This window comes from Pseudomonas putida, assembly GCF_025905425.1.
GTDB classification, from domain to species: Bacteria; Pseudomonadota; Gammaproteobacteria; order Pseudomonadales; family Pseudomonadaceae; genus Aquipseudomonas; species Aquipseudomonas putida_AF.
Map to the genome: position 1 here is coordinate 1,965,972 of NZ_CP109603.1, position 25,536 is coordinate 1,991,507.

At 61.5% G+C, this 25,536-nt stretch carries 21 protein-coding genes; 14 read left to right on the forward strand and 7 right to left on the reverse strand.

Annotated elements, in window-relative coordinates; translation table 11 throughout:
• Window positions 1-281 precede the first annotated feature (281 nt).
• Complete coding sequence (locus OGV19_RS08780; protein ID WP_264313027.1) at window positions 282-665, reverse strand: hypothetical protein; 384 nt, start codon at window positions 663-665, stop codon at window positions 282-284.
• 316 nt (window positions 666-981) lie between these two features.
• Window positions 982-1,908, reverse strand: coding sequence for a LysR family transcriptional regulator (locus OGV19_RS08785; protein WP_253105235.1), 927 nt, complete (start codon window positions 1,906-1,908; stop codon window positions 982-984).
• A 181-nt stretch (window positions 1,909-2,089) separates the two neighbouring features.
• On the opposite strand from OGV19_RS08785, the gene proV reads away from it, so the two are divergent.
• The 6 genes from proV (at window position 2,090) to OGV19_RS08815 (ending at window position 8,869) form a co-directional block, all read left to right on the forward strand.
• The gene (gene proV / locus OGV19_RS08790; RefSeq protein ID WP_264313028.1) at window positions 2,090-3,334 is read left to right on the forward strand and encodes a glycine betaine/L-proline ABC transporter ATP-binding protein ProV; all 1,245 of its coding nucleotides are present in this window, start codon (window positions 2,090-2,092) and stop codon (window positions 3,332-3,334) included.
• Between the two features lie 85 nt (window positions 3,335-3,419).
• Complete coding sequence (proW, locus tag OGV19_RS08795) at window positions 3,420-4,520, forward strand: glycine betaine/L-proline ABC transporter permease ProW (RefSeq protein WP_264313029.1); 1,101 nt, start codon at window positions 3,420-3,422, stop codon at window positions 4,518-4,520.
• 77 nt (window positions 4,521-4,597) lie between these two features.
• Window positions 4,598-5,617, forward strand: coding sequence for a glycine betaine/L-proline ABC transporter substrate-binding protein ProX (gene proX, locus OGV19_RS08800; RefSeq protein ID WP_264313030.1), 1,020 nt, complete (start codon window positions 4,598-4,600; stop codon window positions 5,615-5,617).
• A gap of 53 nt (window positions 5,618-5,670) precedes the next feature.
• Window positions 5,671-6,480, forward strand: a complete 810-nt coding sequence (locus OGV19_RS08805; RefSeq protein ID WP_253105218.1) for a maleate cis-trans isomerase family protein — start codon at window positions 5,671-5,673, stop codon at window positions 6,478-6,480.
• A gap of 131 nt (window positions 6,481-6,611) precedes the next feature.
• Window positions 6,612-7,727, forward strand: coding sequence for a Rid family hydrolase (locus tag OGV19_RS08810; protein WP_253105215.1), 1,116 nt, complete (start codon window positions 6,612-6,614; stop codon window positions 7,725-7,727).
• A complete protein-coding gene (locus OGV19_RS08815; protein ID WP_253105212.1) occupies window positions 7,724-8,869 on the forward strand; it encodes a succinylglutamate desuccinylase/aspartoacylase family protein in 1,146 nt (381 codons plus the stop codon). The genes OGV19_RS08810 and OGV19_RS08815 overlap by 4 nt, the downstream gene beginning before the upstream one ends.
• Before the next feature lie 459 nt (window positions 8,870-9,328).
• On the opposite strand, the gene OGV19_RS08820 is transcribed toward OGV19_RS08815, so the two are convergent.
• The 3 genes from OGV19_RS08820 to OGV19_RS08830 all read right to left on the reverse strand — a co-directional run bounded on the left by OGV19_RS08820 (window position 9,329) and on the right by OGV19_RS08830 (window position 11,880).
• Window positions 9,329-9,646: a DMT family transporter gene (locus OGV19_RS08820; RefSeq protein WP_262923577.1), complete on the reverse strand. Its 318-nt coding sequence runs from the start codon at window positions 9,644-9,646 to the stop codon at window positions 9,329-9,331.
• Window positions 9,543-10,814 (reverse strand): tyrosine-type recombinase/integrase, encoded by a 1,272-nt coding sequence (locus tag OGV19_RS08825; RefSeq protein ID WP_253102484.1) that lies wholly within the window; start codon window positions 10,812-10,814, stop codon window positions 9,543-9,545. The genes OGV19_RS08820 and OGV19_RS08825 overlap by 104 nt, the downstream gene beginning before the upstream one ends.
• 151 nt (window positions 10,815-10,965) lie before the next feature.
• A complete protein-coding gene (locus tag OGV19_RS08830) occupies window positions 10,966-11,880 on the reverse strand; it encodes a LysR family transcriptional regulator (protein WP_264313031.1) in 915 nt (304 codons plus the stop codon).
• Window positions 11,881-12,084: 204 nt separating this feature from the next.
• On the opposite strand from OGV19_RS08830, the gene OGV19_RS08835 reads away from it, so the two are divergent.
• The 3 genes from OGV19_RS08835 (at window position 12,085) to OGV19_RS08845 (ending at window position 16,349) form a co-directional block, all read left to right on the forward strand.
• Window positions 12,085-13,110 (forward strand): zinc-dependent alcohol dehydrogenase family protein, encoded by a 1,026-nt coding sequence (locus tag OGV19_RS08835; protein WP_264313032.1) that lies wholly within the window; start codon window positions 12,085-12,087, stop codon window positions 13,108-13,110.
• 492 nt (window positions 13,111-13,602) lie between these two features.
• A complete protein-coding gene (locus OGV19_RS08840; protein WP_264313033.1) occupies window positions 13,603-14,985 on the forward strand; it encodes a hypothetical protein in 1,383 nt (460 codons plus the stop codon).
• The gene (locus OGV19_RS08845; protein WP_264313034.1) at window positions 14,985-16,349 is read left to right on the forward strand and encodes a GntR family transcriptional regulator; all 1,365 of its coding nucleotides are present in this window, start codon (window positions 14,985-14,987) and stop codon (window positions 16,347-16,349) included. Before OGV19_RS08840 ends, OGV19_RS08845 begins: the two co-directional genes overlap by 1 nt.
• A 46-nt stretch (window positions 16,350-16,395) precedes the next feature.
• Here OGV19_RS08845 and OGV19_RS08850 read toward each other — a convergent pair whose 3' ends face one another.
• Together OGV19_RS08850 and OGV19_RS08855 are read right to left on the reverse strand one after the other, a co-directional pair.
• The gene (locus tag OGV19_RS08850; protein WP_264313035.1) at window positions 16,396-17,697 is read right to left on the reverse strand and encodes an MFS transporter; all 1,302 of its coding nucleotides are present in this window, start codon (window positions 17,695-17,697) and stop codon (window positions 16,396-16,398) included.
• Window positions 17,698-17,763: 66 nt separating this feature from the next.
• Window positions 17,764-19,077 (reverse strand): L-fuconate dehydratase, encoded by a 1,314-nt coding sequence (locus OGV19_RS08855; RefSeq protein WP_264313036.1) that lies wholly within the window; start codon window positions 19,075-19,077, stop codon window positions 17,764-17,766.
• Window positions 19,078-19,178: 101 nt separating this feature from the next.
• Between OGV19_RS08855 and OGV19_RS08860 the strand changes: the two genes are divergently transcribed.
• From OGV19_RS08860 to OGV19_RS08880, 5 genes are all read left to right on the forward strand, one after another.
• Entirely contained in the window at window positions 19,179-20,126 is a 948-nt protein-coding gene (locus tag OGV19_RS08860) for a LysR family transcriptional regulator (RefSeq protein ID WP_264313037.1), read from the forward strand.
• A gap of 34 nt (window positions 20,127-20,160) precedes the next feature.
• Complete coding sequence (locus OGV19_RS08865) at window positions 20,161-21,126, forward strand: LysR family transcriptional regulator (RefSeq protein WP_264313038.1); 966 nt, start codon at window positions 20,161-20,163, stop codon at window positions 21,124-21,126.
• A gap of 164 nt (window positions 21,127-21,290) precedes the next feature.
• Entirely contained in the window at window positions 21,291-22,832 is a 1,542-nt protein-coding gene (locus tag OGV19_RS08870) for a D-arabinonate dehydratase (RefSeq protein WP_264313039.1), read from the forward strand.
• 35 nt (window positions 22,833-22,867) lie between these two features.
• Entirely contained in the window at window positions 22,868-24,448 is a 1,581-nt protein-coding gene (locus OGV19_RS08875) for an aldehyde dehydrogenase (NADP(+)) (protein ID WP_264313040.1), read from the forward strand.
• 16 nt (window positions 24,449-24,464) lie between these two features.
• Entirely contained in the window at window positions 24,465-25,535 is a 1,071-nt protein-coding gene (locus OGV19_RS08880) for an Ldh family oxidoreductase (protein WP_264313041.1), read from the forward strand.
• Window position 25,536: the final 1 nt, after the last annotated feature.

A 25,536-nucleotide genomic window follows, 5' to 3' on the forward strand; every position in this document is an offset into this window, starting at 1 on the left:
CGGATCTTCTGCAGCACGGCCATATTAGAAAGTGGCCGGCCAGCGTTCCGACCGGGAAACAGCAGCTCGCCATTAGATTCTTTCTTGAGACGGCGCGAGCTAAACGACCTGAACGAGAAGCCCCGAATAGGATTCCTGTTCACAGATGAGATGTGTCGGCGAGACGAATGATTGAGTCGGAGAAAGAGCATCGACGTGAGCAACGTCGCCAATGGTGGCGTGAGTTCAGTTGGATATCTTGGTTCTTCGATCAATATCCGAATGAGGATCTCTACAGGCCATCACCCGTCGAACGACGCAACACACGGCAAGAGATGACGTACCACCGTTTCCGCCAGATGACGAGTTGGTCGTTCTGGTCGCGAATGAAATCTTCCACAGGTATCAAGCTGGCTGCAGTGGGCGGCCTGATTGCCACGTTCCTTCAAGCCGCCCCTGAGCTGAAAGGTGCCCAGGCAGCCGTTGGCCCATTGAGTTGGTTGTTGCCGGGTGGCGGCTTTTACCTGCTCGCCGTTCTCTGGTTTGAGTATAGGTGTCCGGTACTGCTCAAGCGTACCCTCGCCGGGAAGGATGAATACCTGGGTGGGAAATTGCACCGCACTTGACCACTGATTTTCATTGATGCTGACCAGCCGTTTGCATTCGACGTGACCGGTCACTTGCATACGATCTGACCAGTCGCACGCATGGCTGGGTCATCGGGATCAATACGTGCTGGTTTGTAAGGAATTTTTACGGCGGATTATATGCCGTTTACAGGCCCGCTATCGGGCGTTAGCAGTCTTTCGCGACTGACCGCTACCGACCCAAAGCTGTCCCTTGGTGGAGGGCGGCTAACGGACAAAGCGGAGGTCGGCCGAACAAAACTACAAAACCTTGCCTTGCTGGCCGACCCGCCGGACACCGATCCGGCATCTCTGAACGATCCGACCTTCGACTTTCCCTCTACGGCCGTCACGGGAACTTAAGTGTCGACCCCTCTCATACATCACTGAACCTGATCCGGGTGGACTCTGCGTACGCTCTGATCCAGTCGGTGGTTCTGATCACGTGGGGTTTACTCATATGCTGGCGGTTGACCACCAAAAACTCCTTGAGCCGGCTGGTTTTCCTCAATGACAACATCGGGCACAAGTCCCCCCGTACGATCGCTTCGGCTGCGTAGTACTTCCAGCCGAGTGCCACGCCATGGCCGTAAACGGCCGCATCCAGTAGCGTTGAATAGGTTGAGTAATACCTCAACAACGTCGAGGCGGGTTTATCCAACGCCTTGATCGGCAACCATTGCTTCCAGTCCATCAACGGACTGTGATGGGTGGCCAGCTGTAACAGCGGTACGTTGCAGAGGTCTTCGACCTTGTTGATCGAATGCTGATGCAGGAACTCCGGGCTGGCGACGGGCAGGATGACTTCATCGAGCAATGGATAACTGACACCGTCGCTCCAGTTTCCGCTACCGAATCGCACTTCGATGTCGAAATCCGCAATATCCACCGATGGCGATTCGTCGATACAGATCAACTGCAACAGGACGTCCGGGTTTGCGGCGTAGAAGTCGCTGAGCGCCGGCAATAGCCAGTTGGAGGCGGCAACGCTGGTACGTAGCCGCACCACCGCACTGTCTTCCACCGCCGGGCGCAATGTCAGCGCGGTGTGCTCGATGTTTTCGAAGGCTACCGTCACCGAACTGAGTAGTTTTCTGCCAGCCTCGGTCAGTTCCAGGCGCGTGCCGAAGCGCACGAACAGCGCCACCCCCAGTGTGTGTTCCAGTTCCTTGATCTGACGGCTGATAGCTGGTTGGGAAATCAGCAGTTCCTCGGCGGCCCGGGTGAAGTTGCAGCGCCGGGCGGCGACTTCGAAGGCAACGAGCCGGTTCATGGAGCCGAGGAGGTGACGTCTGGAGGTCATGATTGCGCTTCGTAACGGGACACTTCTCATAACATAGCGTTATCAGCAGCATAAATACAGCTGCCCTTCCGGCGGGGACTGGCCAGTCGTACTATTTGCTCAAGGCATGAAGTGAACGATGGTGTGCTCGCACTTCTGACCTGCAATGGACACAGTCGAAAACCCGAAGACGGAGTGACCCATGAAATGCAAACTTGAAGTCAAAAATCTGTTCAAGGTTTTTGGAGGTTGTCCTGACGAGGCGATTCGCCTGGTGAAAGAGGGGCGGGAACGCACGGAAACTTTCGCCCGGACCGGTCAATCGCTGGCCGTCAACAATGCCTCTTTCAGCGTGTACGAAGGCGAGATCTTTGTGGTGATGGGGCTGTCCGGGTCAGGCAAGTCGACTCTGGTTCGCCTGCTCAACCGCCTGATTAATCCGACCTGCGGGCAGGTGCTGTTTGATGGGGTCGATATTGCCTCGATGTCCGAATCGCAACTGCGCGAGCTACGCAGGCGGCACATCAGCATGGTGTTTCAGTCGTTTGCGTTGATGCCCCATTTGACGGTTTTGCAGAATGTGGCTTTCGGACTCGAACTCGCGGGAGAGCCGCGATCCGAGCGCAACCAGAAGGCGCAGAAGGTGCTGGAGCAAGTCGGGCTCGGCACGCGCTCCAACAGCTTCCCCCATGAATTGTCCGGCGGCATGCAGCAGCGGGTCGGCCTAGCCAGGGCGCTGGCCAGCGATCCGTCGGTGCTGCTGATGGACGAAGCGTTCTCTGCACTGGACCCGATGATTCGCGCCGAGATGCAGGACGAACTGAAGAGGCTTCAGCGCAATGACAAGCGTACCATCATCTTCATTTCCCACGATATCGAAGAGGCGTTCCGCATCGGCGACCGTATCGCGATCATGCAGGATGGCGTGGTGGTGCAGGTTGGCACCAAGGAAGAGATTGTCAAGCAGCCGCGCAATGACTATGTGCGGTCATTCTTTAAAAACGTCGATGTGACCCATGTCTATTCGGCGCTGGATGTGTCCGACATGCCCGCTGAATCCCTACTCGACGCCAGTCGGCACAGCCTGCAGGAAGCCCGCGCCCGGTTGCTGGCTAATGACCTGGAGTTTGGCTACGTGGTTGACGAGCAAGGCAAGTTCCTCGGCATCGTTTCCATCGCCTCGCTGGACGCCGGGATTGAACTCAAGGGCCAGGCCGATCTGCTGTGCGCGCTGCTGGGAGCGACCCATAGCGTGGCTTCGACGGCATCGGTCTGCAGCTTGTACAACACCCTCGCCAACTTCCGGCACGATTTGCCGGTCGTCGATCCCGACGGCCAGTTCTGCGGCGCAATCAGCCGTTCCCGTGTCTTCGAACTGTTGGGGCGCAAGCCGCTGGCGGCCGAAACTCCCCTGGTCGGGGTCAATGAACCCGATACCTGTTGTTGAACCCTGTACGGCGGCCCACCCAGACCGTCTGGCTGCGCGCCCCGTTTTTTTTGTAGAGCGCTGATATCACCGAACGGGAAACACCATGAAACGTCATAACTATAAAAAACATCCGTGGATCAGGGCCTGTTTCCTTGCCCTTGCGTGTACTTCGCTGGCGACTCTGGCCCAGGCGGCGCCAGCAGATGCCTCGACATCTCATGAGGTTCCGGCAGCCGAGATTGTCCGGCCAGCCGGGGATTTTCTCAGTGGCTCGACGGCTGAGGAGCAACAGGCACGGTTTGATCCCTGGCGGCCGTTCAGCGATCAGGCGGTGATTCCGCTGGATCAATGGGTCACCAGCGGGCTGAATTGGGTGGTTGCGCATTTTCGTCCGGCCTTTCAAGCGATCCGGGTGCCGGTCGACCAGACCCTGAGCAACCTGGACCTGGCCTTGCAGGCGGTGCCGCCACCGATCATGTTGCTGTTGATCGGCGTGCTGGCTTGGCGCGCCAATGGTTATCGGCTGGCGGTCGGCGCCGTGGCTTCATTCGTGTTGATCGGATTGATCGGCGCTTGGTCGGAGGCGATGGTCACCCTGTCTCTGGTGCTGACCTCATTGCTGTTCTGCATTGTTGTGGGCGTGCCCCTGGGCATTGCCTGTGCCCGCAGTGACCGATTGCAAGGCCTGGTGCGGCCGATCCTCGATGCAATGCAAACCACCCCCGCGTTTGTCTACCTGGTGCCCGTGGTCATGCTGTTTGGCATCGGCAACGTTCCCGGCGTCCTGGTCACCATCATCTTTGCCCTGGCGCCACTGGTGCGCCTGACCAACCTGGGCATTCGCCAGGTCCGTCCCGATCTGATCGAAGCCTCCCGCTCTTTCGGTGCATCGCCCTGGCAAATACTGCTCAAAGTTCAAGTGCCGCTGGCCATGCCGACCATCATGGCGGGAGTCAACCAGGCGCTGATGATGTCGCTGTCGATGGTGGTCATTGCCTCGATGATTGCCGTCGGCGGGCTGGGCCAGATGGTGCTCAGGGGTATCGGCAGGCTCGACCTGGGTCTGGCGGCGGTGGGTGGCGTGGGGATCGTGTTGATGGCGATCGTGCTTGACAGGATGACGCAATCGCTGGGCCACGCCAGCAGGCTTTCGAACAAAAGCAGTGTTGTCCACAACAGAAAAGGCTGGCTGCAAAAGCAGTGAGCAGCCGAGTGCATGGGGCGTGAGCCTGTGTTGTCGGGCTCTGCGTTAGACCCAGGTTTTTCAACGGAGTATCCACAATGAAATGCCATGAATTTTCAAAGCGTCTGCTGGCGGTTTCGCTGTTTGCTGCCATCGCTTGCACCTCCCTGGCCGGTGCCGCGCAGGAGATGCAGCCGGGCAAGGGTGTGGCCGTGATCCCTGTGAAAAGTACCGATCAAGGTGTGTCGTTTCAAAATCAGCTGGTGGTGCGCGGCTTGAAAGACCTGGGGTACGACGTCAAGGAGGCCCGGGAAGTGGAATACGCCACCGCGCACATTGCCATCGCCAATGGCGACGCGACCTTCCTGGCCGGCAGCTGGGAGCCTCTGCACAACGACTTCTACGAGAAGTCCGGCGGCGATGCGAAGTTGGTGCGCGCGGGCAGTTTGTCGGCCAATGCCAAGCAGGGTTACCTGATCGACAAGAAGACCGCAGACCAGCACCACATCACTAACATCGATCAGCTCAAGGGCCCTTCGATTGCCAGGCTTTTCGATACCGACGGTGATGGCAAGGCCGACCTGACCGGATGCACGCCGGGCTGGGCCTGCGAAAAGATCATCGAGAACCTGCTCAAGAGCAGCGGTCTGCAGACAACCGTCAGCCAAAAGACCGGTGCCTATTCGGCGCTGATGGCCGATGTGATTGCACGGTACAAGGAGGGCAAGCCGGTCCTCTACTACACGTGGACTCCGTACTACGTCAGCGCCTTGCTGGTACCGGACAAGGACGTGATCTGGCTGGAAGTGCCGGCGCCCGCTGGCGAGCCTCAGCCCATCGGTAAATACTACGGTTACGCGGTCAACACCCAGCACGTGGTGGCGAACAAGGCCTTCGTTGAAGCCAATCCGGCGGCGGGCAAATTCTTCCAGTTAGTGAACATCGACGTGAATGACATCAACGCGCAGAACAACCGCCTGTTCAGCGGCGAGAAAACGCCGGCCGACATCGAGCGTCATGTCGCCCTTTGGATCAAGTCCCATCAGAAGACCTACAACGATTGGCTGGCGGCAGCCCGCAGTGCCGGCGAAAAGCCATCCTTGCAGGCGGGGCAGTGAGCTTGGGCTGCAACTGAACACGTTCTGTCTTTCTCGATTGGGATACCACCGCGATGAAAACATTGAGCAGCACGAGCCAGGCACAACAGGCCTTGCAGCAGGGGGAGTGGCCATTGGCGCCACCGCCGGGCTTCTTGCAGGGGCCGATTCACTCGCCAGCCATCGGTTTGCTGGAATTGTCGGTCGAAGTGGTGATGGCCAAGGAGTTGCTGGCGTTCTGTCCGGCCGAGGCTTCGCTCTACACCGGGCGCATGGCGTTCAGCGGCGAGACCACCATCGAGGGTTTGAGCGCCGTTGCCTGCAACATCACCAGCGCCGCTGCACTCTTGCCCGACGCACAATGGCTGCATGCAATCGTCTATGGCTGTACCTCCGGCACCATTGTACTGGGGCAAGAGAGGGTGGCCGAACTGATCCATCGAGTGCGGCCTGGCGTGCCCGTCGTCACGCCGATCGGTGCGGTACTCAAGGCGCTGCGATCACTGGATCTGGGTAGGTTGGCCGTGGTCACCCCTTACGTGCCATCGATCAATCAGTTGGTGGCGCGGACCCTGGACTCGGCTGGCCTCGAGATCGTCAGTGCCAGGACCTTTGGTCAGCGCGATGCCGACGACATGTTCCGCACCCCCGCCCAGGCCTTCCTCGACGCCGCGCTGGAGGCAGACAGCCCAGATGCCGACGGCATATTCATTTCCTGCACGGGTATTTGTGTCAGTCCGGTCATTGAGGAACTCGAACGGCGCACCGGCAAGCCGGTCGTCACCAGCAATCAGGCGATTGCCTGGCAATGCCGAGAGATCGCTGGTGCTGCCCCAACAGCCAATGACCTGGGCCTGTTGTTCCAGCAACGGCTGATCGACTGATTCGTCCGCTGTTCAGCGTCAGGCGGACAACCTTCAGCTCTTCCAATGCGGCACCACTTACGTGATGCCACACGGGCAAGGTCGAGCTTTTTTTGCCTTCACCCAGCCTTCAATAACCTGAGTGTCAGCTTATGAACGATCAATCCAGCCAGTACCGTTTACCGTTCGGCTCGTTGTGGAAGATGAAAATCGAGCATCCCTATTCCTTGCTGGTTCAGAAGGACGGATTTGCATGGACCTGTGGCCAGTGCCCGCTCGACGAATGCGGTCAGGTGGCCCACGAAAACGATTTGCTCGCGCAGACTCGGCATGTCGTGCAGTCGATCCAGACCATCCTGTCCAAAGCCCGCTTGCAGGCGCCGGTGGTGGGTAAGTTGGTGGTGTATTACGTCGAGCAAAGTACCGAATCCGAACAACAGATGGTGGTGCTGCTGCAACAGGCGTTCGGCACGGACGTCATAATCCAGCCCATCGCGGTTCCGTATTTCTATTACAGCGGCATGTTGATTGAAATCGATGTGCATGCCGCCGAGTCCCGGCACTTCCTGCGCTGCACAGTAATTGAGAAGGCAGGGCTTGAAATCCGGATCACGGATTTCGATGAGTTGGTGTGGGTCAAGGTCGTTACCGAGGCGGGCGAGGGGGCCGAACAGGCCGTGCGTGCCGGGCAACTGGTCGAAGCTCTGGCGGCTGTAAACCTCGGGGCTGATGAACTGCTGGCGGATCATTGGTTTATCTGCCCGGACCACGCCGGACCTGCGCTCGACGCCTTCGTCGCCAAGGGGCTGGTCAGCGATCCGGGGGCTGCGGCTATCACCCGCTTGCCTGCGGGTACAGCGCTGGTGGGAGAGATGACCTTCGCCCATCGCTCGGGTAGCCAGCGTAACTCAGTCTTTAGCGCCCGCCGTGTTGGCGACCTGACTCTGACGCTGCGGCAAAAAGGTAATTTTTTCTGGGCGGGGGTCAGGGTTGGCAACAACGCCATGACTCTGCCGGAGCAAACCCGCAAGGCGATGATCGCCCTGAACAATGCTCTGCTTGGCCATGGTTTGAGCTTTGATCATGTGTGTAAGGTCACGACCCATTACGTGGGAGGCAGCAGCCCGGCGGACCTGCATGACAACATGACTGTTCGCAATGCGTATTACGCCCAGCCTGGGCCAGCCTCGACGGGGCTGCCTGTCGAGGCATTGCGGGACTCGCAAAGCCTGGTCAGCATTGATGTGCTCGGGAGATTCGTGCGATGAGCCGCTCGATCACTAGGCGATCAATCCCACTTCCTGCACTCTCCCCAGGCTGTGCGCCGCATTTAACGGTATACACCTTCGGTATGGCGAACTCAGGCAAGAGCATCTACCTGCAGGCGGGTTTGCATGCTGACGAGCACCCCGGGCTTCTGGCGCTCCAGCATCTGCTGGTCCGATTAAAGGAACTGGATGAACTGGGCAAAATTAGCGGTCAGGTGACTGTCGTCCCTTATGCAAACCCGCTGGGTATGGCGCAGCGTTTGTTCGATAGCGTGCTGGGCCGATTCGATCTGGCGAATGGGGAAAATTTCAATCGCAACTTCCCGGATTGCAGCCGCTTTGTCCGCGAGCAAATCGAAGCGGGGACCAGGCGCTCAAGTGCGCAATGGAAGGACTGTCTTGCCACGTACCTTGTATCCATGGCGCCCGCGACCCCAACGGCAACCCTGAAGCTTGAGCTGATGAAAATGGCGATGCAGCACGACATCGTGCTGGACCTGCATTGCGATGTTGACTGCGTTGCCCATCTCTATGCCTCACAGACTCAGGAGGAACAGTCGCTCAGGTTGGCGGCCGCGATGAACATTCCGATTGTTTTACTGGAGCCTGACGATATTGGCGGGCAAGCGTTTGAAAACGTCTTTTGCAGTACCTGGCACGAGCTGGAGATCAATGATGCCATTACCTCAGGTGCACGCGGATTCTCGGCAACGTTGGAACTGCGAGGCAAAGCCGATATCAACGACCGCCTGGCGCAGGCGGATGCGGCAGGACTTCTAGCCTTCATGGCCACAGAGGGTATTGTCAGTGACCTGACACCAACGACTGTGAGCGGCCAACGGCTGCGCATTCAGACCTTCCCACTGGCAGCCGCTTCTCATATTCCGTGCCCGGCGGCGGGCATCGTGATCTATGAAAAAAGCCCGGGCGAGCAGGTCAGTGAAGGCGACGTTATTGCCCAGGTGGTGCATCTGGATAGCGACAACATCGGTGAGCGTAGCCTTGTCCGTAGTGATATCGATGGCGTACTCATCATCCGTCAAGCGCCTGGGCTGGTACGCCCTGGGCAGCGATTGGCATTAATAGCCAGCAGCACTGTGCCGGTGGATCGAGACAACAACCGCCCCCTGTTGGACGCATGATCTTTGGGCGGGCGTTGATCGCCAGTGGCGTCGCATCGGTTACCACTGGAGCAGCACATTGCCATGGATCGACAAGCCAAGTTCCTTCTGCGTCTCCCTTACAATGTGGTCGGCAATTCACTCGCCAAAATCGATGCCACCGGGTATTTATCGGCCGCGACGGCCACGCATTGGAAGACAGCGGAATCGAGCCCAATGGAACTGCGCACGCGAAGGGCCGCTTCTGGCCGATTGCTACCCTTCGCGAGAGACCGCTGTGGGTCGGAAGCTGCCGCTCGCAAGTGGCCGCTATCGAGAGCTGCCATTCACGACAGACCGCTATCGCCCCTTAGCTGCCCATTGCGACAGACAGAAATCGACACAAAGCTTTCTGTTTAGAGTATGAACCGCTGCTGACACTTCAAAACAACCGTCGACTATTTTCATTTCTCATAAAGTATGAAAGTTGATTCGACCTGATTAGGCGCTCCAGTGTAATCCGGCGACACTCACCAAGATCAAGCCAATCCAGAAGAGCCGCCAGAACGAAACCCCGTCACCCAACCAATACATGCCAACAAGGGCCGTGCCTGCGGCGCCGATGCCGGTCCACACCGCATAGGCGGTGCCAACGGGCAGGACCCGCAGGGCCATCGTCAGTAAAGACAAAGTAGGATCTGTACTTTCCCGATAACTACTCTGCTGTTGTATGTTTGGAAATTTTTCGAAGCCGATCAAGGTAGTCCGCCCAATGCTGCGCCGCTTCTCGTCGCTGCGGCAGCAACTGCGCGCGCGCATACACTGCGCCCAGAGCGCCTGGCATACGGTGAGAAAGCGACAACTCCAGCACAATCGGATCGATGCCCAAATGCTCGTGAGCGATAGTACGGTAGGTGGCGCGGAAACCGTGCGCAGTGATGCGATATTCCGGCCAGATACGCTGGTAGGCCTTGGCCAGGGATGTGGCGTCAACTGGATAGCCTGGGTAGACCGGCGATACAAAGACCCAGCCATTGCCCGCTCCATCCACCACCCGCCGTCCATGTAGTTCACGCAACAGCACAAGCGCTTGCTCCGGCAGTGGCACGATGTGTTTGCTCTTATCCAGATGGCGTGTTTTCCCTACGACATAGCGCCAGTCGGCGCTGACCAGATCGATGTCTTCCCAACGCATTTTCACCAGCTCGCCGGGGCGAACCGGCAGCATGACCAGCAAGCGCATTGCAGTGCTCACGCTGCTCGGGCTGAGCTCATCCAGACGAAGCAGAAGGTGACCCAAATCGGCTGGTCGTTCGATCGCTGGATTACTGGTCACCACATGGCGAACCTTGAGCTCTTCGGTGTTGCTCAGGGCCACGTTACGCTCCACCCAGCCACGCCCCTCAGCGAAACCGAGCACGGCACGGATGATGGTACGCACGCGCTTGGCCATGGCCAGTGTGCGTGCTCGGCGCAGGCTAGCGATGATCTCGATGATATGGTCCAGTTTGATCTCGCTGACGGGAATGTTGCCGATCGTGGGCAGGATGTGATTGTTCAAAGCGCCGCGAAAGCCCGCGAGGGATTTGCTCACGAGGTCGTGCGACTTGAAGGCCAGCCACTGTTCGGCGACGTAACTGAATGTGCGTTCCTCATTGAGTAGCTGATCGGCGATTTTCTTGCGTTTGGCCTTCAGCGGGGCGACGTGATGAGCTACGTTCTGGCGCGCGGCGCGGGCCAAGTCGCGGGCGTCTTTCAAGCCAATGTCGGGATAACGGCCGATCGCGTACACGTTTTCCTTGCCGTTCAGGCGATACCTCATCCGCCAGTATTTCGCGGCAGGCTTGTTCGACTTCTGCGAGGCCTGAACATGCAGGTAAAGACCGGGTACCTCGCCGTCGGCGTACTTGCCGGGTTCAGCAATGGCACGCAAGAAGGCATCGCTGAGTTTACGCCGCAATGCAGGCGTGGGGAGGGAAGTCGTCATGTGCGGGTACTTTTTTTCGAAATGGAAAAAGTACCCAAAAATATACCCGCAAGCGTATTGGGAATGAGCGGAATACGACGGACGGCCTTGGACGTAGGGTCAGGATAAAGTGATGATTCTATTGGTATTTATGGACCTTGATGGAAGTCAGTCACAAGCTATCGGGATCCCCAAAAAACATCTGTATCCGCGACCGCAACCACCGCTCCGCCGGATCATTATCCTGCGCCCCCCGCCACGCCATGTGCAGCTCGAAACTGCGCACCTCCATCGGCAGGTCCTCGGCCCGCAGCCCCCCGGCCGCCGTCAGTACATCCGCCGTGTAATCCGGCACCGTGGCAACGATATCGGTACCGGCTAGCAAACTCCCCAGACCATTGAACTGCGGCACCGCGAGCACCACGTGGCGCTTGCGGCCAATTTCTTCGAGCGCTTCGTCGATGAAACCGGACAGATCACCGGCGAACGACACCAGGGCGTGTGGCCGGGCGCAGAAATCGTCCAGGGTGATGCTGCCGGGCACGGTGTCGGCACGCAGCAGTTTCGGCTTGCTGCGGCGCAGCACCTTGCGTTTGGCATTGGCAGGCAGCTCGCTGGTGTAGCTGACCCCCACCGATATTTCGCCGGAGGCCAGCAGCGTCGGCATCAGCAGGTAGTTGACCCGGCGCACCACCAGCACGATACCCGGTGCCTCGGCGCGGATGCGTTTGAGCAGCTGCGGCAGCAAGGCGAATTCGGCATCGTCCGACAGGCCGATGCGAAACACCGCGTTGCTGGTCGCTGGGTCGAATTCGGCGGCGCGGCTGACGGCGGTGGAAATCGAGTCCAGCGCCGGGGAGAGCAGGGCGAAGATCTCGTGCGCTCGCGCCGAAGGCTCCATGCTGCGGCCGGTGCGCACGAACAGCGGGTCGTCGAACAGGTTGCGCAGGCGCGACAGTGCTGCGCTGATGGCCGGCTGGCCGAGGAACAGTTTCTCGGCAGCACGGGTCACGCTGCGTTCGTGCATCAGCGTTTCGAACACGATCAGCAGGTTGAGGTCTACACGACGCAGGTCGTTTCGATTCATCGGTGCGCTTCGCCTAAAGTGGGGCAGGGGTGAATCTTAAGGCCAAAGGCTGTTACCCTGCACCGATTTCCGGGGGCCAATTCATATGAATGTCAGGTGCCCAATCAATGACAAGCATGTCGACTATTAATGACCACTGATGGTCTAACGGCCAAAGCCCGGATAAAGTCCGTGGTAATAGAGGTTCACAAGGCGAGGTATGCGATGTCCCGCATGATCCGTTTCCACAAGTTCGGTGCAGCCGATGTGCTTCGTTGCGAGGAGCAGGCCGAACCGTCGCCCGCCGCCGACGAGGTGCAGATCCGCGTCGAGGCGATCGGCGTCAGCTGGTATGACGTGCTCTGGCGTCAGAACCTGGCACCGTCCCAGGCCCGCCTGCCGGCGGGGATCGGCCACGAAATGGCCGGGGTGGTAATGGCTGTCGGCGAAGGGGTCGAGGACATTGCGGTGGGCGACCGGGTCGCCAGTTTCCCGGCCACCAGTGCCAATGATCACCCGGTGTACGGTGATGTGATCGTGCTGCCACGTACAGCGATCACCCGCTACCCGGATATTCTCACGCCGATCGAGGCCAGCGTGCACTACACGCCGCTGCTGATCGCCTATTTCGCTTATGTCGACCTGGCCCGTGCCAAGGCCGGGCAGACCGCACTGGTTACCGATGCCAGCCATTGCGCGGGGCCTGCGTTCGTGCAACTGGGCAAGGCCTTGGGGCTCAAAGTATTTGCTGCCACCAAGGAGCCTGAGCAACGGGAATACCTGTTGGGCCTGGGGGCGGACAAGGTGATCGTCACCGAGGAACAGGACCTGCTGCTGCAGGTCGGCAAGTACACCGACGGTCGCGGCGTGGACATGGTCCTCGATGGCATGGGGGGGCCGCAGATGTCGCTGCTCGGCGATGTCCTCGCACCCCGTGGCAGCCTGGTGCTGTACGGCCTGCAAGGGGGCAACCAGACGCCATTCCCGGCATGTGCGGCGTTTCAGAAGAACATCCAGTTCTATGTGCACTGCATCGGTAACTTTACCGGCAAGCCGGAACTGGGCATCAGCCAGGACCAGGTCGCGCTGCAGCGCGCCCTGCGGGACATCAACCAGTTCACCGCCGACCAGTTGCTGACCCCGCTGATCATCAAGGTGTATCCGTTCGATCAGGTGGTCGAGGCGCATCGCTACATGGATGGATGCCCCTGTGGCGGGCGGGTGGTGCTGGATATGGCGCAAGCATCTTGATGTAGCCTTTGAAGACAACAGGAACCCGGGCAGTGTCCCGGGTTTTTTGTGTGTGCGATTTAGAAGATTCAGATGCTTCCTACAATGAAAGAATACATGGACTACATATTTTAATAGTTTGCCGATTGTTGCGGTAATATCTCGGAAGATAATTAAAGTTGAATGCTAGGAGCGCTCTGTTCATTGTGTATTCACACAGTGGCTGAATGGTTTTTTTACCCTTATCTGTATCTTCTATTCGATGTTCAACGCTCGATAATGGCCAGGTGATAGTTTGCGCAAGGAGCGTGGAATGAGCATGGCTATGCCCGAGCTAGGGCAGCATATGGCCGCAGCCGATGGTCGGTGTGGGGCGTTCTTTTCGATGGCTTGGCGACAGGGCATGGCACGTCGTTACTTCCCAAGGTTTGTAAGAAAATTCTTCAGGGTCGACGCGTTGCGCAATGTGCAGTTGGCCGTGTAATGAATGCATGAAGTTGATGAGGTGATTACGTGAGTACTATTCACGACCAGGCGATGCACTATATCTACCAACAAGTGCTTGAGCGTTTGTTGAGCCATATGTCCCAGGCGCAGCGCGCTTCGTTGCAGTTGTTGATTCAGCGGTTGCTGGTTGCTGCCGGTGGCCCCGAATACATCGGGACATTCCGTTTGCTGGTAGTGCAAGGCAATGACCGCCGCAGTGCCCACCTGCTGGCCATCCTGCGTGCGGCCCAGTTGAGTATCGCCTTGCGCGCGCCTGTGACCTTTCAGTTGCGGGTACTGGTCGTCAGCCTGCCAGCCGCTGGCGGCACCGCGCTGGACAACCATGAGCGCAGCTTCAATGCCTTGTTCATGCAGGATGACCCGCGGGTGCAACTGCAGATGACCGAAGGTTGCGAGGTCGTGCCTTTCAGCCGGCGGCCTTCGGCTGCCACCGAGCGCTGGGCACTGGCACGCAATGCCATGCTGATGTTCGGGCATGTGGTCGATGCCAGGCCCGAAGCCCTGTTGGGCAGCCGGCTGCACCTGGAACTGGCGGGTGCCGTGGGCCTTGCGCTGCAGGCGCAGTCGCGTGCGGATGTGCTGATTACCGCCGTACCTGCACGCCAGCGTCGGCGTTACCTTGCCTGGGCCCGACGTAGCCTGTGCCAGGCAGGGGAGCGCGGCCCCCATGTCCTGCACCAGTGCCTGGCGACACTGGCCAACGGGCTGGGCAGGTTGCATGGGGTTGCCGGGTGCCCACTGGAGCCTGTGGACGTTATGAGTAACGTGGAGGCCGAGGGGGCTCCGTTGCGGGTCATCGCGATCGATGACTTGCTGCCGCACCTGCTTGAGGAAGAGCAGCTCGATCTCATGCTGGGCTGTCGCTTTGACGCGGCCTTGGACGCCTGGCCATTGGCGGCATTTGTCGACCCGCGGGCGCTGGCACAACTAGACGAATTGCGTAGGCGTTGCAGCCAGCCAATGGTCCATCGACAAGCATTGCGCTTGGCCAGCCCTTGCGATGGAGGCGGGCAGCGCGAACCAGGCTCGGTGCCTCTGGGTAAAGCCTACGGCATGAGCCAGACGCAACTGGTGTGCCTGCTGTTCAGCCCCTTTACCAGGCAGGGCAAAGGCCTTGAGCGCTTTCTGAAGTGCCGCCATTCCGACATGCTGGTGGCGTTGCCTTACCTGCATCGGGCCTTGCAAGGTAAACCTTGCCCCGATGCGGTGCAGGACTGGTTGGTGAATACCAGTGGCTTGCCGCTTGTTCAACTGCGGGCGATTTATGCGGGGCGTCTGCAGCCCGCGTCCAGGCGCTTGATGGCCAACCTGGCCCGGCGTGATGTGCACCTGAAACTGTTGCCGCCCGCTTCCGTTGCTGGACAACCTGGCCTAGGGGGATTGCCCTGATGGGCCGATCGGTACTTGGCGACTACGCCTATCGGAAGGTGTATCACTACCTCGAAGCGCTGATCGACGAGGCGCAAGGGCCAGCGCCATGGCGCTTGCCTTCGTTGCGCATGCTGTCCCGGCGCTTGCGCGTCTCGTTGGCCACGGTACAGAGCGCCTACAGTTTGCTAGAGGACGAGGGGCGTGTGCATTGCGTACCGAGGTCAGGGTACTTCGTGCGCGTTGATATACCTGCCGGGGGTCAGCTTCTGCCGGCGGCGGCGGGGCCAATGAACGTATCGCCTTACCCCATGCTGGAGCGTTCATTGTTCAGCCACGAGCGGCGCCTGGCACGCCAGCGGGCGCGTGGCGCTGCCCCGCTGGAAGAGGTCGCCAGTGCCCGGCTGCGCAATGCGTTGGCCGAACGCTATACCCGCTCATCCAGCCATTACTGGCGTGCCGAAGAGGTTCATCTCGCACCCGACGTGCAGGCGTTGCTGGAAGTGCTGCTGGCGGCCCTGGCCCTGCGTGGGGGCACCGTACTGGTGCACTTGCCGTGCTGCTGGCAGGTGCTGCGCGCCCTGCAGCGTTGCGGCATGCGCGTGCTGGAGGTACCGCTGAACGCGTGTGGCGCGGCGGACCTGCAGGCGCTGGCACGGGTGCTCAGTGCCGAGCCTGTGGGCATGCTGGTCATGCCGTCATGCCTGAGCACGCCCCAGGGCCGTCTGATGTCGCCGCAAGATCAGCAGCAGATTGGCCAACTGCTGGGCGATTACCCGGTGTGGTTGCTGGAAAACGACCTGGATAGCGAGCTGTGTTTCAGCGGGCCGCCGACTGCGCGTTTACGCGATTGCGTCGACCCGCGCTGGCTCTTGGTGATGGGTTCGTTTGATGCAACGGTGGGGGGTGAAGCGCCTTACGCCTATGTGATGGGGCATCATGCCGCGCTGGCCGAAGCCTTCGCCCAGCGCGCGTTTCAGCTTGCACCCTTGCGACTGCAGGCGCTGGCCGTGATGCTCGGCAAAGGTGAAATCGAAAGGCAGTCGGGTAGGCTGCGCGCGGAACTGCAGTGGCGCATGGAGTTCCTCTGCCGACAACTCAAGTTGCAACTGGGCGAACAAGTGGCTTTTGAACTGCCTGATGGTGGCTGGACCCTGTGGCTGCGGCCTCACCGACCAGTAGCCTTGGAGGGCGTGGTGGCAGCGTTGTCAGGCACCGCCTTGCGTGTGGTCCCTGGCGGGCAACACGGCACGCAGGTGCGTCATCAGCAATACCTGGCGCTGACGTGGGTGGGTGAGGAACCCGATGCGCTGCAACAGGCACTGGAGAAGCTTGCCCAGGCGCTGGAGCTGCGCTGCGGTCGGCCGGTGGGGCAGGATGGTTGAGAGGCTCCGCCCCACACGCAACGCGTCGTACCTTAAGCGCGTCGTCCTACTGCTCCTGCCCCTGGCGCAAACGGGTGCTGATCAACGCCGCCACTACCAGCATCGAAGCAATGATCCACAAGCCGTTGCGGGTACTGCCGGTGGCCTGTTCGATCACGCCCATCACCGACGGCCCGACAAACCCGCCAAACAGCCCGCAGGTGGTGACGAAGGCCAGGCCGGCGGCCAGTGCGTTACCGCTCAGGCGGCTGGAAGGGAAGACGAAGATGATCGACTGCACCACGAACAGCATCAGCGCGGTCAGCGAAAAACCGATCAGGCCGATGAAGGAGCTGGACAGCGAAGCGAGCAGTAGCCCGGCCGACATGGTCAGCAAACCGAAAAACAGCAGGGTGCGGCAACGGCTGGGCGAGGTCGCCAGGCGTGGGAATGTCGCGGCGCCAATTGCGGCGGCAATCCAGGGCACAGAGGTCAGCAACCCGACCTGGAAGGGCGACAGCGCGGCATAGGTGCCGATGATGCCTGGCAGGAAGAAGATCACCGTGTAGATGGTGATCTGGTGCACGAAGTACACCGCAATCGCCAACCAGATCTGCTTGTCGCGAAACATCTGCCCCAGCTTGCTCTGTTGCGGCGCCGCAGCCCTTTCGGCAGCCAGACGCCGCTCGATGTCCTGGGCATCGGCAGCTGACAACCACGGCGCCGAAGCGGGGCCGTCGGGTAGCTTCTTCCACACCACATAGGCCAGGGCCACGGCGGGCAGGCCTTCGAGCACGAACAGCCATTGCCAGCCGTGCCAGCCCAGCACGCCGTCCATTTCCAGCAGGGCGCCGCCCAACGGCCCGCTGAGAATGTTGGCCAGGCACACGCCCAGCAGGAAGTAGCCAGTAGCACGGGCGCGCTGTTCGCGGTCGAACCAGTACGTCAGGTACAGCATGACCCCAGGGAACAGGCCGGCCTCGGCCACCCCAAGTAGCAGGCGCATGATGTAGAACGAGGTTTCCCCCTGGACGAACGCCATGCCCGCCGAGAGCAGGCCCCAGGTAATCATGATGCGGGTGATCCAGAACCGTGCGCCCACCCGGTGCATGATCAGGTTGCTCGGCACTTCGGCCAGGGCATAGGTCAGGAAGAACAGGCCGGCACCCAGGCCGTAGGCCGCCGCCGACAGGCCCAGGTCGATACCCATGCTGGCCTTGGCCAGGGCGATGTTGGTGCGGTCGAGAAAGCTCATCACGTAGACGACGATGAGCAGTGGCATCAATTTGCGCAGCAACAGGCCGTTCAGGCGCTGTTCGGTGGCGACGGCAGGCGCGGTGGCCGCTGTCGCGCCGGTGAGGATTGTCATTGTTTTTTCCCCGTGAAAAGTGCTGGCGGTGCGCCGCGCAAGCCGCGGCACACCGAGTTGGGTCAGTCAGGAACGGTTGATGTCGAGCCACACTGCGCCATTGGGGTACTGGTAGCGCTCCAGGGTATCGGCGTGCATTTCGATGCTGTAGCCCGGGCGCTGCGGCGGCATGTAGCGACCGCGACGGATCACCACCGGGTCGAGGAAGTGTTCGTGCAGGTGATCGACGTATTCCAGCACCCGGTTGTGCAGCGATGCCGAGACGGCGATGTAGTCGAACAAGGCGATGTTCTGCACATATTCGCACAGCCCGACCCCGCCGCCATGCGGGCAGACCGGTACATCGTACTTGGCGGCCATCAGCAGCACGATCAGCACCTCGTTCAGGCCACCTAGGCGGGCGGCGTCCAGTTGGCAGAAATCCAGTGCGCCGGCCTGGAACATCTGCTTGAACATCACCCGGTTGTGGCAGTGCTCGCCGGTGGCCACGCCGATGGGGGCGATGCGCTGGCGAATGGCGGCGTGGCCGAGGATGTCGTCGGGGCTGGTGGGCTCTTCGATCCACAGGGGCTCGAAGGCGGCCAGGCGGCGCATGTTGGCCACCGATTCATCGACGCTCCAGACCTGGTTGGCGTCCATCATCAGGGTACGTTCCCAGCCGATCTCGTCACGCAGGATGCTGGCGCGGCGAATGTCTTCTTCAAGGTCAGCGCCGATTTTCTGTTTGATGTGGGTCCAACCGTCCGCGACGGCTTCACGCGCCAACTGGCGCATTTTTTCTTCGCTGTAGCCCAGCCAGCCGGGTGCGGTGGTGTAGCCGGGGTAGCCTTCGCGCAGCATCTGCGCTTCGCGCTGGGCCTTGCCTGGCGCCTGGCGGCGGAGCAGGGCGATGGCTTCTTCGGGGGTGAGCACGTCGGTGACGTAGCTGAAGTCCAGGCAGCGCACCAGTTGCTCTGGGGTCATGTCGGCCAACAGCTTCCACACCGGTTTGCCTTCGTGCTTGGCCCACAGGTCCCACACGGCGTTGATGATGGCGGCGGTGGCCAGGTGGATCACGCCTTTTTCTGGGCCAAGCCAGCGCAGCTGGCTGTCGCCGACCGTGAAGCGGTGCCAGAACGCGCCCATGTCGGCGGTGATTTCTTCCAGGGTCAGGCCAACGATCATCGGTGCCAGCGATTGCACCGCCGCCGCGCAAATCTCGTTGCCACGGCCGATGGTGAAGGTCAGGCCGTGGCCTTCGAGGGCAGCAGCGTCGGTGTGCAACACGACGTAGGCGGCCGAGTAGTCGGGGGCGCTGTTCATGGCGTCGGAGCCGTCCAGCGACAGCGAAGTCGGGAAGCGAATGTCACGAACGCTCAGGTGGGTAATGCGTATGCTCATGGCGGACTCTTGTTCTGGTCAGGCAGTGGGAGACCCGACTGTAGGTTGTCGAGCGATATAGGCATAATCGCCAATTCCTAAGTAGGGATATCGGAATTGATATGTCTAAGATGCCCGCAGACAGCCCAGCACTGGCGCAAAACCTAGGCACCTTGAAAATTTCCAGCCGCCAGATCACCTTGCTCAACGCCTTGGGCGAGTTCGGCAACCTGCGCCGCGCCGCCGCTGCCATGCACACCACGCAACCGGCGGCCAGTTTGCTCTTGCAGCAGCTGGAAGAGCGCCTGGGCGTGCGCCTGTTCGAGCGCCTGCCGCGTGGCATGCAGCCGACGCTGTATGGCGAGGTGATGATCCGCTATGCCCAGAACGCGCTGCATGAATTCGAGCATGCCCAGGCACAGATCGCCGAGCTGGCGCGCGGCGCCATGGGCCTGGTACGGGTGGGCAGTGTCATGGGGCCGGTGCCCGGTTTGCTGACCAAGGCGGTGTTGGCCTACAAGCGCGACCACCCCAAGGTGCGTATCTCGCTTGAAGTCGGCACCAGCGACACCTTGTTGCCCGCCCTGTTGCGCGGTGATTTCGACATGGTGGTTGGGCGTTTGCCGGACCAGAGCGACAGCCAGGACCTGAACATCGAACTGTTCGAAGGCGGTGAGCAGATGCGCGTAATCGCCCGCGCCGGTCACCCCCTGGCCAACGCCAAGGCGTTGCAACTGGCAGACCTGGTGGCCCTGACCTGGATCCTGCACCCCATCGGCAGCCCCATGCGCCGTCGAGTCGAAAGTGCCTTGCAGGCGGGCGGCATGGTGCAATCGCTGGACATCGTCGAAACCGCCTCGATCCTGGCCACCACCGCGATGCTGGAAGCCTCCGAAATGATTGCGGTGGTGCCCAATGATGTGGCCGAGCATTATGCGCGCTACGCCATGGTGGCGATCCTGCCGGTGGAGCTGCCGATCACGATGGCCAACCTGGGCTTGCTGACCCTGCGCTCGCGGCCCCACTCCGTGGCCCTGGACCGGCTGCTGCACTACCTGCGCACACAATAGCCATGCCTTTGGACCTTTTCGAGGTTGCCCTCTGATGCCGTCGGACATTACCCATTCCAGCTTCTGCAACTGGGTCCGTTTCAAGCACCTGGTGCTGATCGACACCCTGGCACGTACCCGCAACATGCACGCCACCGCCACCCGGATGAACCTAAGCCAGCCGGCCCTGAGCAAGATGCTGCGCGACCTCGAAGAGCAGTTCGGCTTCGCCTTGTTCGAGCGCCTGCCACGCAGCATGCCGCCTACCGAGCTTGGCGAGTATGTGGTGCGCTACGCCCAGGGGGTGTTGGGCGACTCGCAGCAGTTTGTCGACCAGGTCAACCGGCTGCGCAAGGGCGGCCACGGGTTTATCCGGGTGGGCGGTATTTTTGCGGCCACCCCTGTGGTGCTGCCTCAGGCCATTGCCGCCATCAAGGCGCGCAGCCCGCTGCTGTCGATCGAGGTGGTGGAGCACTCCAGTGATCATCTGCTGGCCATGCTGGAGCAGAACAAGCTCGACATCATGATCGGCCGCTTCACCGAAGAGCGCTTCAGCCAGTTGTTCGACTACCAGCCCCTGGAGCCCGAACCCTTCAGCCTGGTGGTCAACAGCCGCCACCCGCTCAATGACCTCGCCAGCACCCCACTGGAAGCACTGGGTGATTGGCCGTGGGTGCTGTACCCGGTGGGCACGCCGATCCGCAACCGCCTGGAACAGGCCTTCAGGGTTGCCGGCATTGCCACACCCGCCGACAGCGTCGAGACCATCTCGATGCCGATGTTCCTGCAGTTGCTGCAATCAGGCCCGATGATCGCCATGTTGCCCAGGTCCATGGTTGCCGCCCAACTGAACAGCGGCCAGTTCAAGGAGCTGCAGAGCCCCTTGCACCTGCCTGCGCTGGAGTACGGCATCGTCACCCGCAAGGATGAGCCATTGACCCCTTCGGCGCGTGAGTTCGTCGATATTCTGCTCGACTTCGCGCAGCAACGACGTGCCGCACAGGGCATAACAAGCGATTGATAAATCGTAGCCGATAGGCGGTATTGATAACTCTGGGTTATCGCGTGATCGGATCATCTCATTGGGAATGTTGCGCAAGGCTTCTTACAGTGGTCGCAGATTCGCCCGGCATCGAACGGGCGTCGCCATAACAAGAAGTCAGCCGCACCGCCCTGAGAGGTCCCATGCAACTGATTGCCCGATCCGGTGACCTTGCCGTCATCCGCCTCAACCCGCTGGACAACGTACTTATCGCCCGCCAGGCCCTGCCTGAAGGCCTGCGCCTGGACGCCGAGGCGATCACCGTGCGCCAGACGATCCCGTCGGGCCATAAAGTCGCCACGCAGCGCGTGGAGCAGGGCCAGCCGCTGCGCCGCTATGGCCAGATCATCGGTTTTGCTTCGCAGGCCATCGACGCTGGCGACCATGTACACGTGCACAACGTGCAGATGGGCGATTTTGCCCGTGACTATGCCTTTGGCGTCGATGCCCGTAGCACGCCGGGCGCCGAGGCGGTGTTCCAGGGCATTGTGCGTGGCGATGGCCGGGTAGCCACCCGCAACTACATTGGCATCCTCACCTCGGTGAACTGCTCGGCGACCGTGGCCCGTGCCGTGGCCGACCATTTTCGCCGCGACATTCACCCCGAAGCGCTGGCTGACTACCCGAACATCGATGGCGTGGTGGCCTTGACCCACGGCGCCGGCTGCGCGGTGGACCCCGCCGGTGAGGCCCTGGGCCTGTTGCGCCGCACCCTGGCGGGGTACGCCGTACACCCCAATTTCGCCGCCGTGCTGATCATCGGCCTGGGCTGCGAAACCAACCAGATCGAAAGCCTGCTGGAGACCCAGGGGCTGACCACCAGCACACAACTGCGCGCCTTCACCATTCAAGGGATTGGCGGTACCTCGAAGACCATCGCCGCCGGCATCGAGCAGGTCAAGGCGCTGCTGGCCCAAGCCAACCAGGTCGAACGCGAGCCGGTCAGTGCGCGCCACCTGATCGTAGGCCTGCAATGTGGCGGCTCCGATGGCTACTCGGGGATCACTGCCAACCCGGCCTTGGGCAATGCCGTCGACCGCCTGGTGGCGGCCGGTGGCACCGCGATTCTTTCCGAAACGCCAGAAATCTATGGCGCCGAGCACCTACTGACCCGCCGCGCCGTGAGCCGCGAAGTCGGCGAGAAGCTGGTGGCGCGCATCCACTGGTGGGAAGACTACTGCCAGCGCATGAACGCTGAACTGAACAACAACCCCTCGGCCGGCAACAAGGCGGGTGGCCTGACCACCATCCTCGAGAAATCGTTGGGTGCGGTGGCCAAGGCCGGTTCCAGCAACCTGGTCGACGTCTACCAGTACGCCGAAGCGGTACGGGCCCACGGCCTGGTGTTCATGGACACGCCGGGCTACGACCCGGTCTCGGCCACCGGCCAGGTCGCGGGCGGTGCCAACCTGATCGCCTTCACCACTGGCCGCGGCTCGGCCTATGGCTGCGCGCCGGCACCGTCCATCAAATTGGCGACCAACAACCGGGTGTTCGAGCACCAGGAAGAAGACATGGACGTCAACTGCGGTGGCATCGCCGACGGCTCTACCAGCATCGAAGAGCGCGGCGCGTACATCTTCGAACACATGCTGCGCATCGCGTCCGGCGCGCGCAGCAAAAGCGAACAGCACGGCTACGGGCAGAACGAGTTCGTACCCTGGCAGATCGGTGCCGTGACCTGATCGACAGCCCATTCCTGAATGTGAGGCAACCCTTTATGCACGTTAGCGGATACAACTTCATCGCCGGTCAGCGCAGCGCGTTGGGCCAGACCCTGGTCTACAGCGTTGACGCCCACACCGGCGAGCGCCTGCCAGGCGGCTTCCATCAGGCCACCCTGGCCGAAGTCGACAACGCCGTGGGCGCGGCCACCGCAGCCTTCCCGCTGTTTCGTAACCTGCCAGCGGTGCGCCGTGCAGAGTTCCTGGAGGCCATTGCCGACGAGCTCGACGCCCTTGGCGAAGACTTCATTGCCTTGACCTGCCAGGAAACGGCCCTGCCCACTGCCCGTATTCAGGGTGAGCGCGGGCGCACCAGCGGGCAGATGCGCCTGTTTGCCCAGGTGCTGCGCCGTGGTGACTTCTACGGCGCCCGCATCGACCAGGCGCTGCCTGCCCGTACGCCTTTGCCACGCCCGGACTTGCGCCAGTACCGCATAGGCGTAGGCCCGGTGGCGGTGTTCGGTGCCAGCAACTTCCCGCTGGCGTTCTCCACGGCTGGTGGCGACACCGCAGCGGCCCTGGCGGCCGGTTGCCCGGTGGTCTTCAAGGCCCACAGCGGCCACATGGCCACCGCCGAGCGGGTGGCCGAAGCACTGATCCGTGCCGCTGAGCGCACGGGCATGCCGGCCGGCGTGTTCAACATGATCTTCGGTGGCGGGGTTGGCGAGGCGCTGGTCAAGCACCCCGGCATCCAGGCGGTGGGTTTCACCGGTTCGCTCAAGGGTGGGCGTGCGCTGTGCGACATGGCGGCGGCAAGGCCGCAGCCGATTCCGGTGTTCGCCGAAATGTCGAGCATCAACCCGGTGCTGGTACTGCCACAGGCCTTGGCCTCTCGCGGCGCACAACTGGCCAAGGAACTCACCGCTTCGGTGGTGCAGGGCTGTGGTCAGTTCTGCACCAACCCGGGCCTGGTCCTGGGCATTCGCTCGCCGGCGTTCAGTGCCTTTGTCGAGCAGTTGGCCGGGCACATGGCCGAGCAAGCGCCGCAGACGATGCTCAACGCCGGCACCTTGGGCAGCTATGGCAAGGGCCTTCAGGCCTTGATTGCCCACCCTGGGGTCAAGCTGTTGAGTGGCCAGGCGCAACAGGGTAACCAGGCCCAGCCGCACCTGTTCGAGGCCGATGTCAGCCTGCTGCTGGCGCATGACGAGCTGCTTCAGGAGGAAGTCTTCGGCCCGTGCACGGTGGTGGTCCAGGTGGCCGATGAAGCCGAGCTGTCACGCGCAGTCGCGGCCTTGCGCGGCCAACTGACCGCCACCTTGCTGGCGGACGACGCCGACCTTGCGGCCTACGGCTACTTGCTGGGTGAGTTGGAAGTGAAGGTCGGCCGCGTGCTGCTTAATGGTTACCCCACGGGTGTCGAGGTGTGTGACGCCATGGTCCACGGTGGCCCGTACCCGGCCACCTCGGACGCGCGCGGCACCTCGGTCGGGACCCTGGCCATCGACCGCTTCCTGCGCCCGGTGTGCTACCAGAACGTACCGGACGCGTTGCTGCCCGCGGCCTTGCAGAACGCCAACCCGCTGGGCATCCAGCGCCTGGTGGACGGCAAGCCAAGCACCGCTGCCCTGAACTGACCGCGGAGTGACAGGCATGACGCAAACCAGACGCTTTGATGTGCAGGCGCTCACTGCGTTCGTCGAGCAACTGTTTGAAAACGCCGGTGCCGATGCCGAGGTCGCCCAGGTGGTGACCCAGGTGTTGCTCGAAGGTGAACTGTTGGGCCATCGCACCCACGGCCTGAACCTGGTCAGCCGCTATATCGGCGGCATGCTCAGCGGCCAGGTCAAGGCGCAGGCCCAGGCGCTGGAGCACGTGTCGGACAGTGGCGTTTCCAGCCTGTTCGACGGCCACTACGTGCTTGGCCCGTACTGCGTCAGCCGTGCCCTCGACTGCGCGGCCAAAGGCGCCGGTGAACAGGGCATCGGTATCGCGGCAGTACGCCGGGCTGCGCACATCGGCTGCCTGGCGGCTTACCTCAAGCCCTACACCGACCGTGGCCTGGTGGCGATGGTGTACTCCTCCGACCCATCGGTGGGGCTGGTCTGTGCCCATGGCGGCGTGGACCCGGTGTTCACGCCCAATCCGATTGCCGCTGGCATACCGACCCAAGGGGAGCCGATTCTGCTGGATGTGAGCATGTCCACGGTCACCCTCGGCCTGGTGGGGCAGTGCCGTGATGCTGGCAGCCGGCTGCCGCACCCGGTGCTGATGAGCAACGATGGGCACCTGAGCGACGACCCGAGCGACTTCTTCACCAGCCCCCAGGGCAGCATCCTGCCACTGGGCGGCCAGGCCTTTGGCCACAAGGGCTTTGCCTTGGCGATTCTGGTCGAGGCGCTGACTTCGGGCCTGGCCGGGCATGGCCGCAAGGACGCGCCAGAGCAGTGGGGCGCCTCGGCCACCGCTGTGGTCATCGACCCGCGCTTTTTCGGCGGCCTGCAAGCGTTCACGGACGAAACCAGCTTCCTTGGCCGACTGATCCTCGCCAGCCGCCCGGTAGACCCCGCGCGCCCGGTGCGCCTGCCTGGGCAGGCCGGCCTAGCCTTGCGCCGGCAAGCCTTGGAGGAGGGGGTGAGCTTGTCGGCGCACGTGGTCGCTGACCTTGACCAGCTGGCTGGGCAGTTGCAGCTGACGGCACTTTCGCAAGCGCTTTCCCAATGAA

Coding starts and splice junctions, on each gene's coding strand:
- OGV19_RS08780 (WP_264313027.1), bottom strand. CDS start 665: ATGCAAGTGACCGGTCACGTCGAATGCAAACGGCTGGTCAGCATCAAT.
- OGV19_RS08785 (WP_253105235.1), bottom strand. CDS start 1,908: ATGACCTCCAGACGTCACCTCCTCGGCTCCATGAACCGGCTCGTTGCC.
- proV (WP_264313028.1), top strand. CDS start 2,090: ATGAAATGCAAACTTGAAGTCAAAAATCTGTTCAAGGTTTTTGGAGGT.
- proW (WP_264313029.1), top strand. CDS start 3,420: ATGAAACGTCATAACTATAAAAAACATCCGTGGATCAGGGCCTGTTTC.
- proX (WP_264313030.1), top strand. CDS start 4,598: ATGAAATGCCATGAATTTTCAAAGCGTCTGCTGGCGGTTTCGCTGTTT.
- OGV19_RS08805 (WP_253105218.1), top strand. CDS start 5,671: ATGAAAACATTGAGCAGCACGAGCCAGGCACAACAGGCCTTGCAGCAG.
- OGV19_RS08810 (WP_253105215.1), top strand. CDS start 6,612: ATGAACGATCAATCCAGCCAGTACCGTTTACCGTTCGGCTCGTTGTGG.
- OGV19_RS08815 (WP_253105212.1), top strand. CDS start 7,724: ATGAGCCGCTCGATCACTAGGCGATCAATCCCACTTCCTGCACTCTCC.
- OGV19_RS08820 (WP_262923577.1), bottom strand. CDS start 9,646: ATGCGCGCGCGCAGTTGCTGCCGCAGCGACGAGAAGCGGCGCAGCATT.
- OGV19_RS08825 (WP_253102484.1), bottom strand. CDS start 10,814: ATGACGACTTCCCTCCCCACGCCTGCATTGCGGCGTAAACTCAGCGAT.
- OGV19_RS08830 (WP_264313031.1), bottom strand. CDS start 11,880: ATGAATCGAAACGACCTGCGTCGTGTAGACCTCAACCTGCTGATCGTG.
- OGV19_RS08835 (WP_264313032.1), top strand. CDS start 12,085: ATGTCCCGCATGATCCGTTTCCACAAGTTCGGTGCAGCCGATGTGCTT.
- OGV19_RS08845 (WP_264313034.1), top strand. CDS start 14,985: ATGGGCCGATCGGTACTTGGCGACTACGCCTATCGGAAGGTGTATCAC.
- OGV19_RS08850 (WP_264313035.1), bottom strand. CDS start 17,697: ATGACAATCCTCACCGGCGCGACAGCGGCCACCGCGCCTGCCGTCGCC.
- OGV19_RS08855 (WP_264313036.1), bottom strand. CDS start 19,077: ATGAGCATACGCATTACCCACCTGAGCGTTCGTGACATTCGCTTCCCG.
- OGV19_RS08860 (WP_264313037.1), top strand. CDS start 19,179: ATGTCTAAGATGCCCGCAGACAGCCCAGCACTGGCGCAAAACCTAGGC.
- OGV19_RS08865 (WP_264313038.1), top strand. CDS start 20,161: ATGCCGTCGGACATTACCCATTCCAGCTTCTGCAACTGGGTCCGTTTC.
- OGV19_RS08870 (WP_264313039.1), top strand. CDS start 21,291: ATGCAACTGATTGCCCGATCCGGTGACCTTGCCGTCATCCGCCTCAAC.
- OGV19_RS08875 (WP_264313040.1), top strand. CDS start 22,868: ATGCACGTTAGCGGATACAACTTCATCGCCGGTCAGCGCAGCGCGTTG.
- OGV19_RS08880 (WP_264313041.1), top strand. CDS start 24,465: ATGACGCAAACCAGACGCTTTGATGTGCAGGCGCTCACTGCGTTCGTC.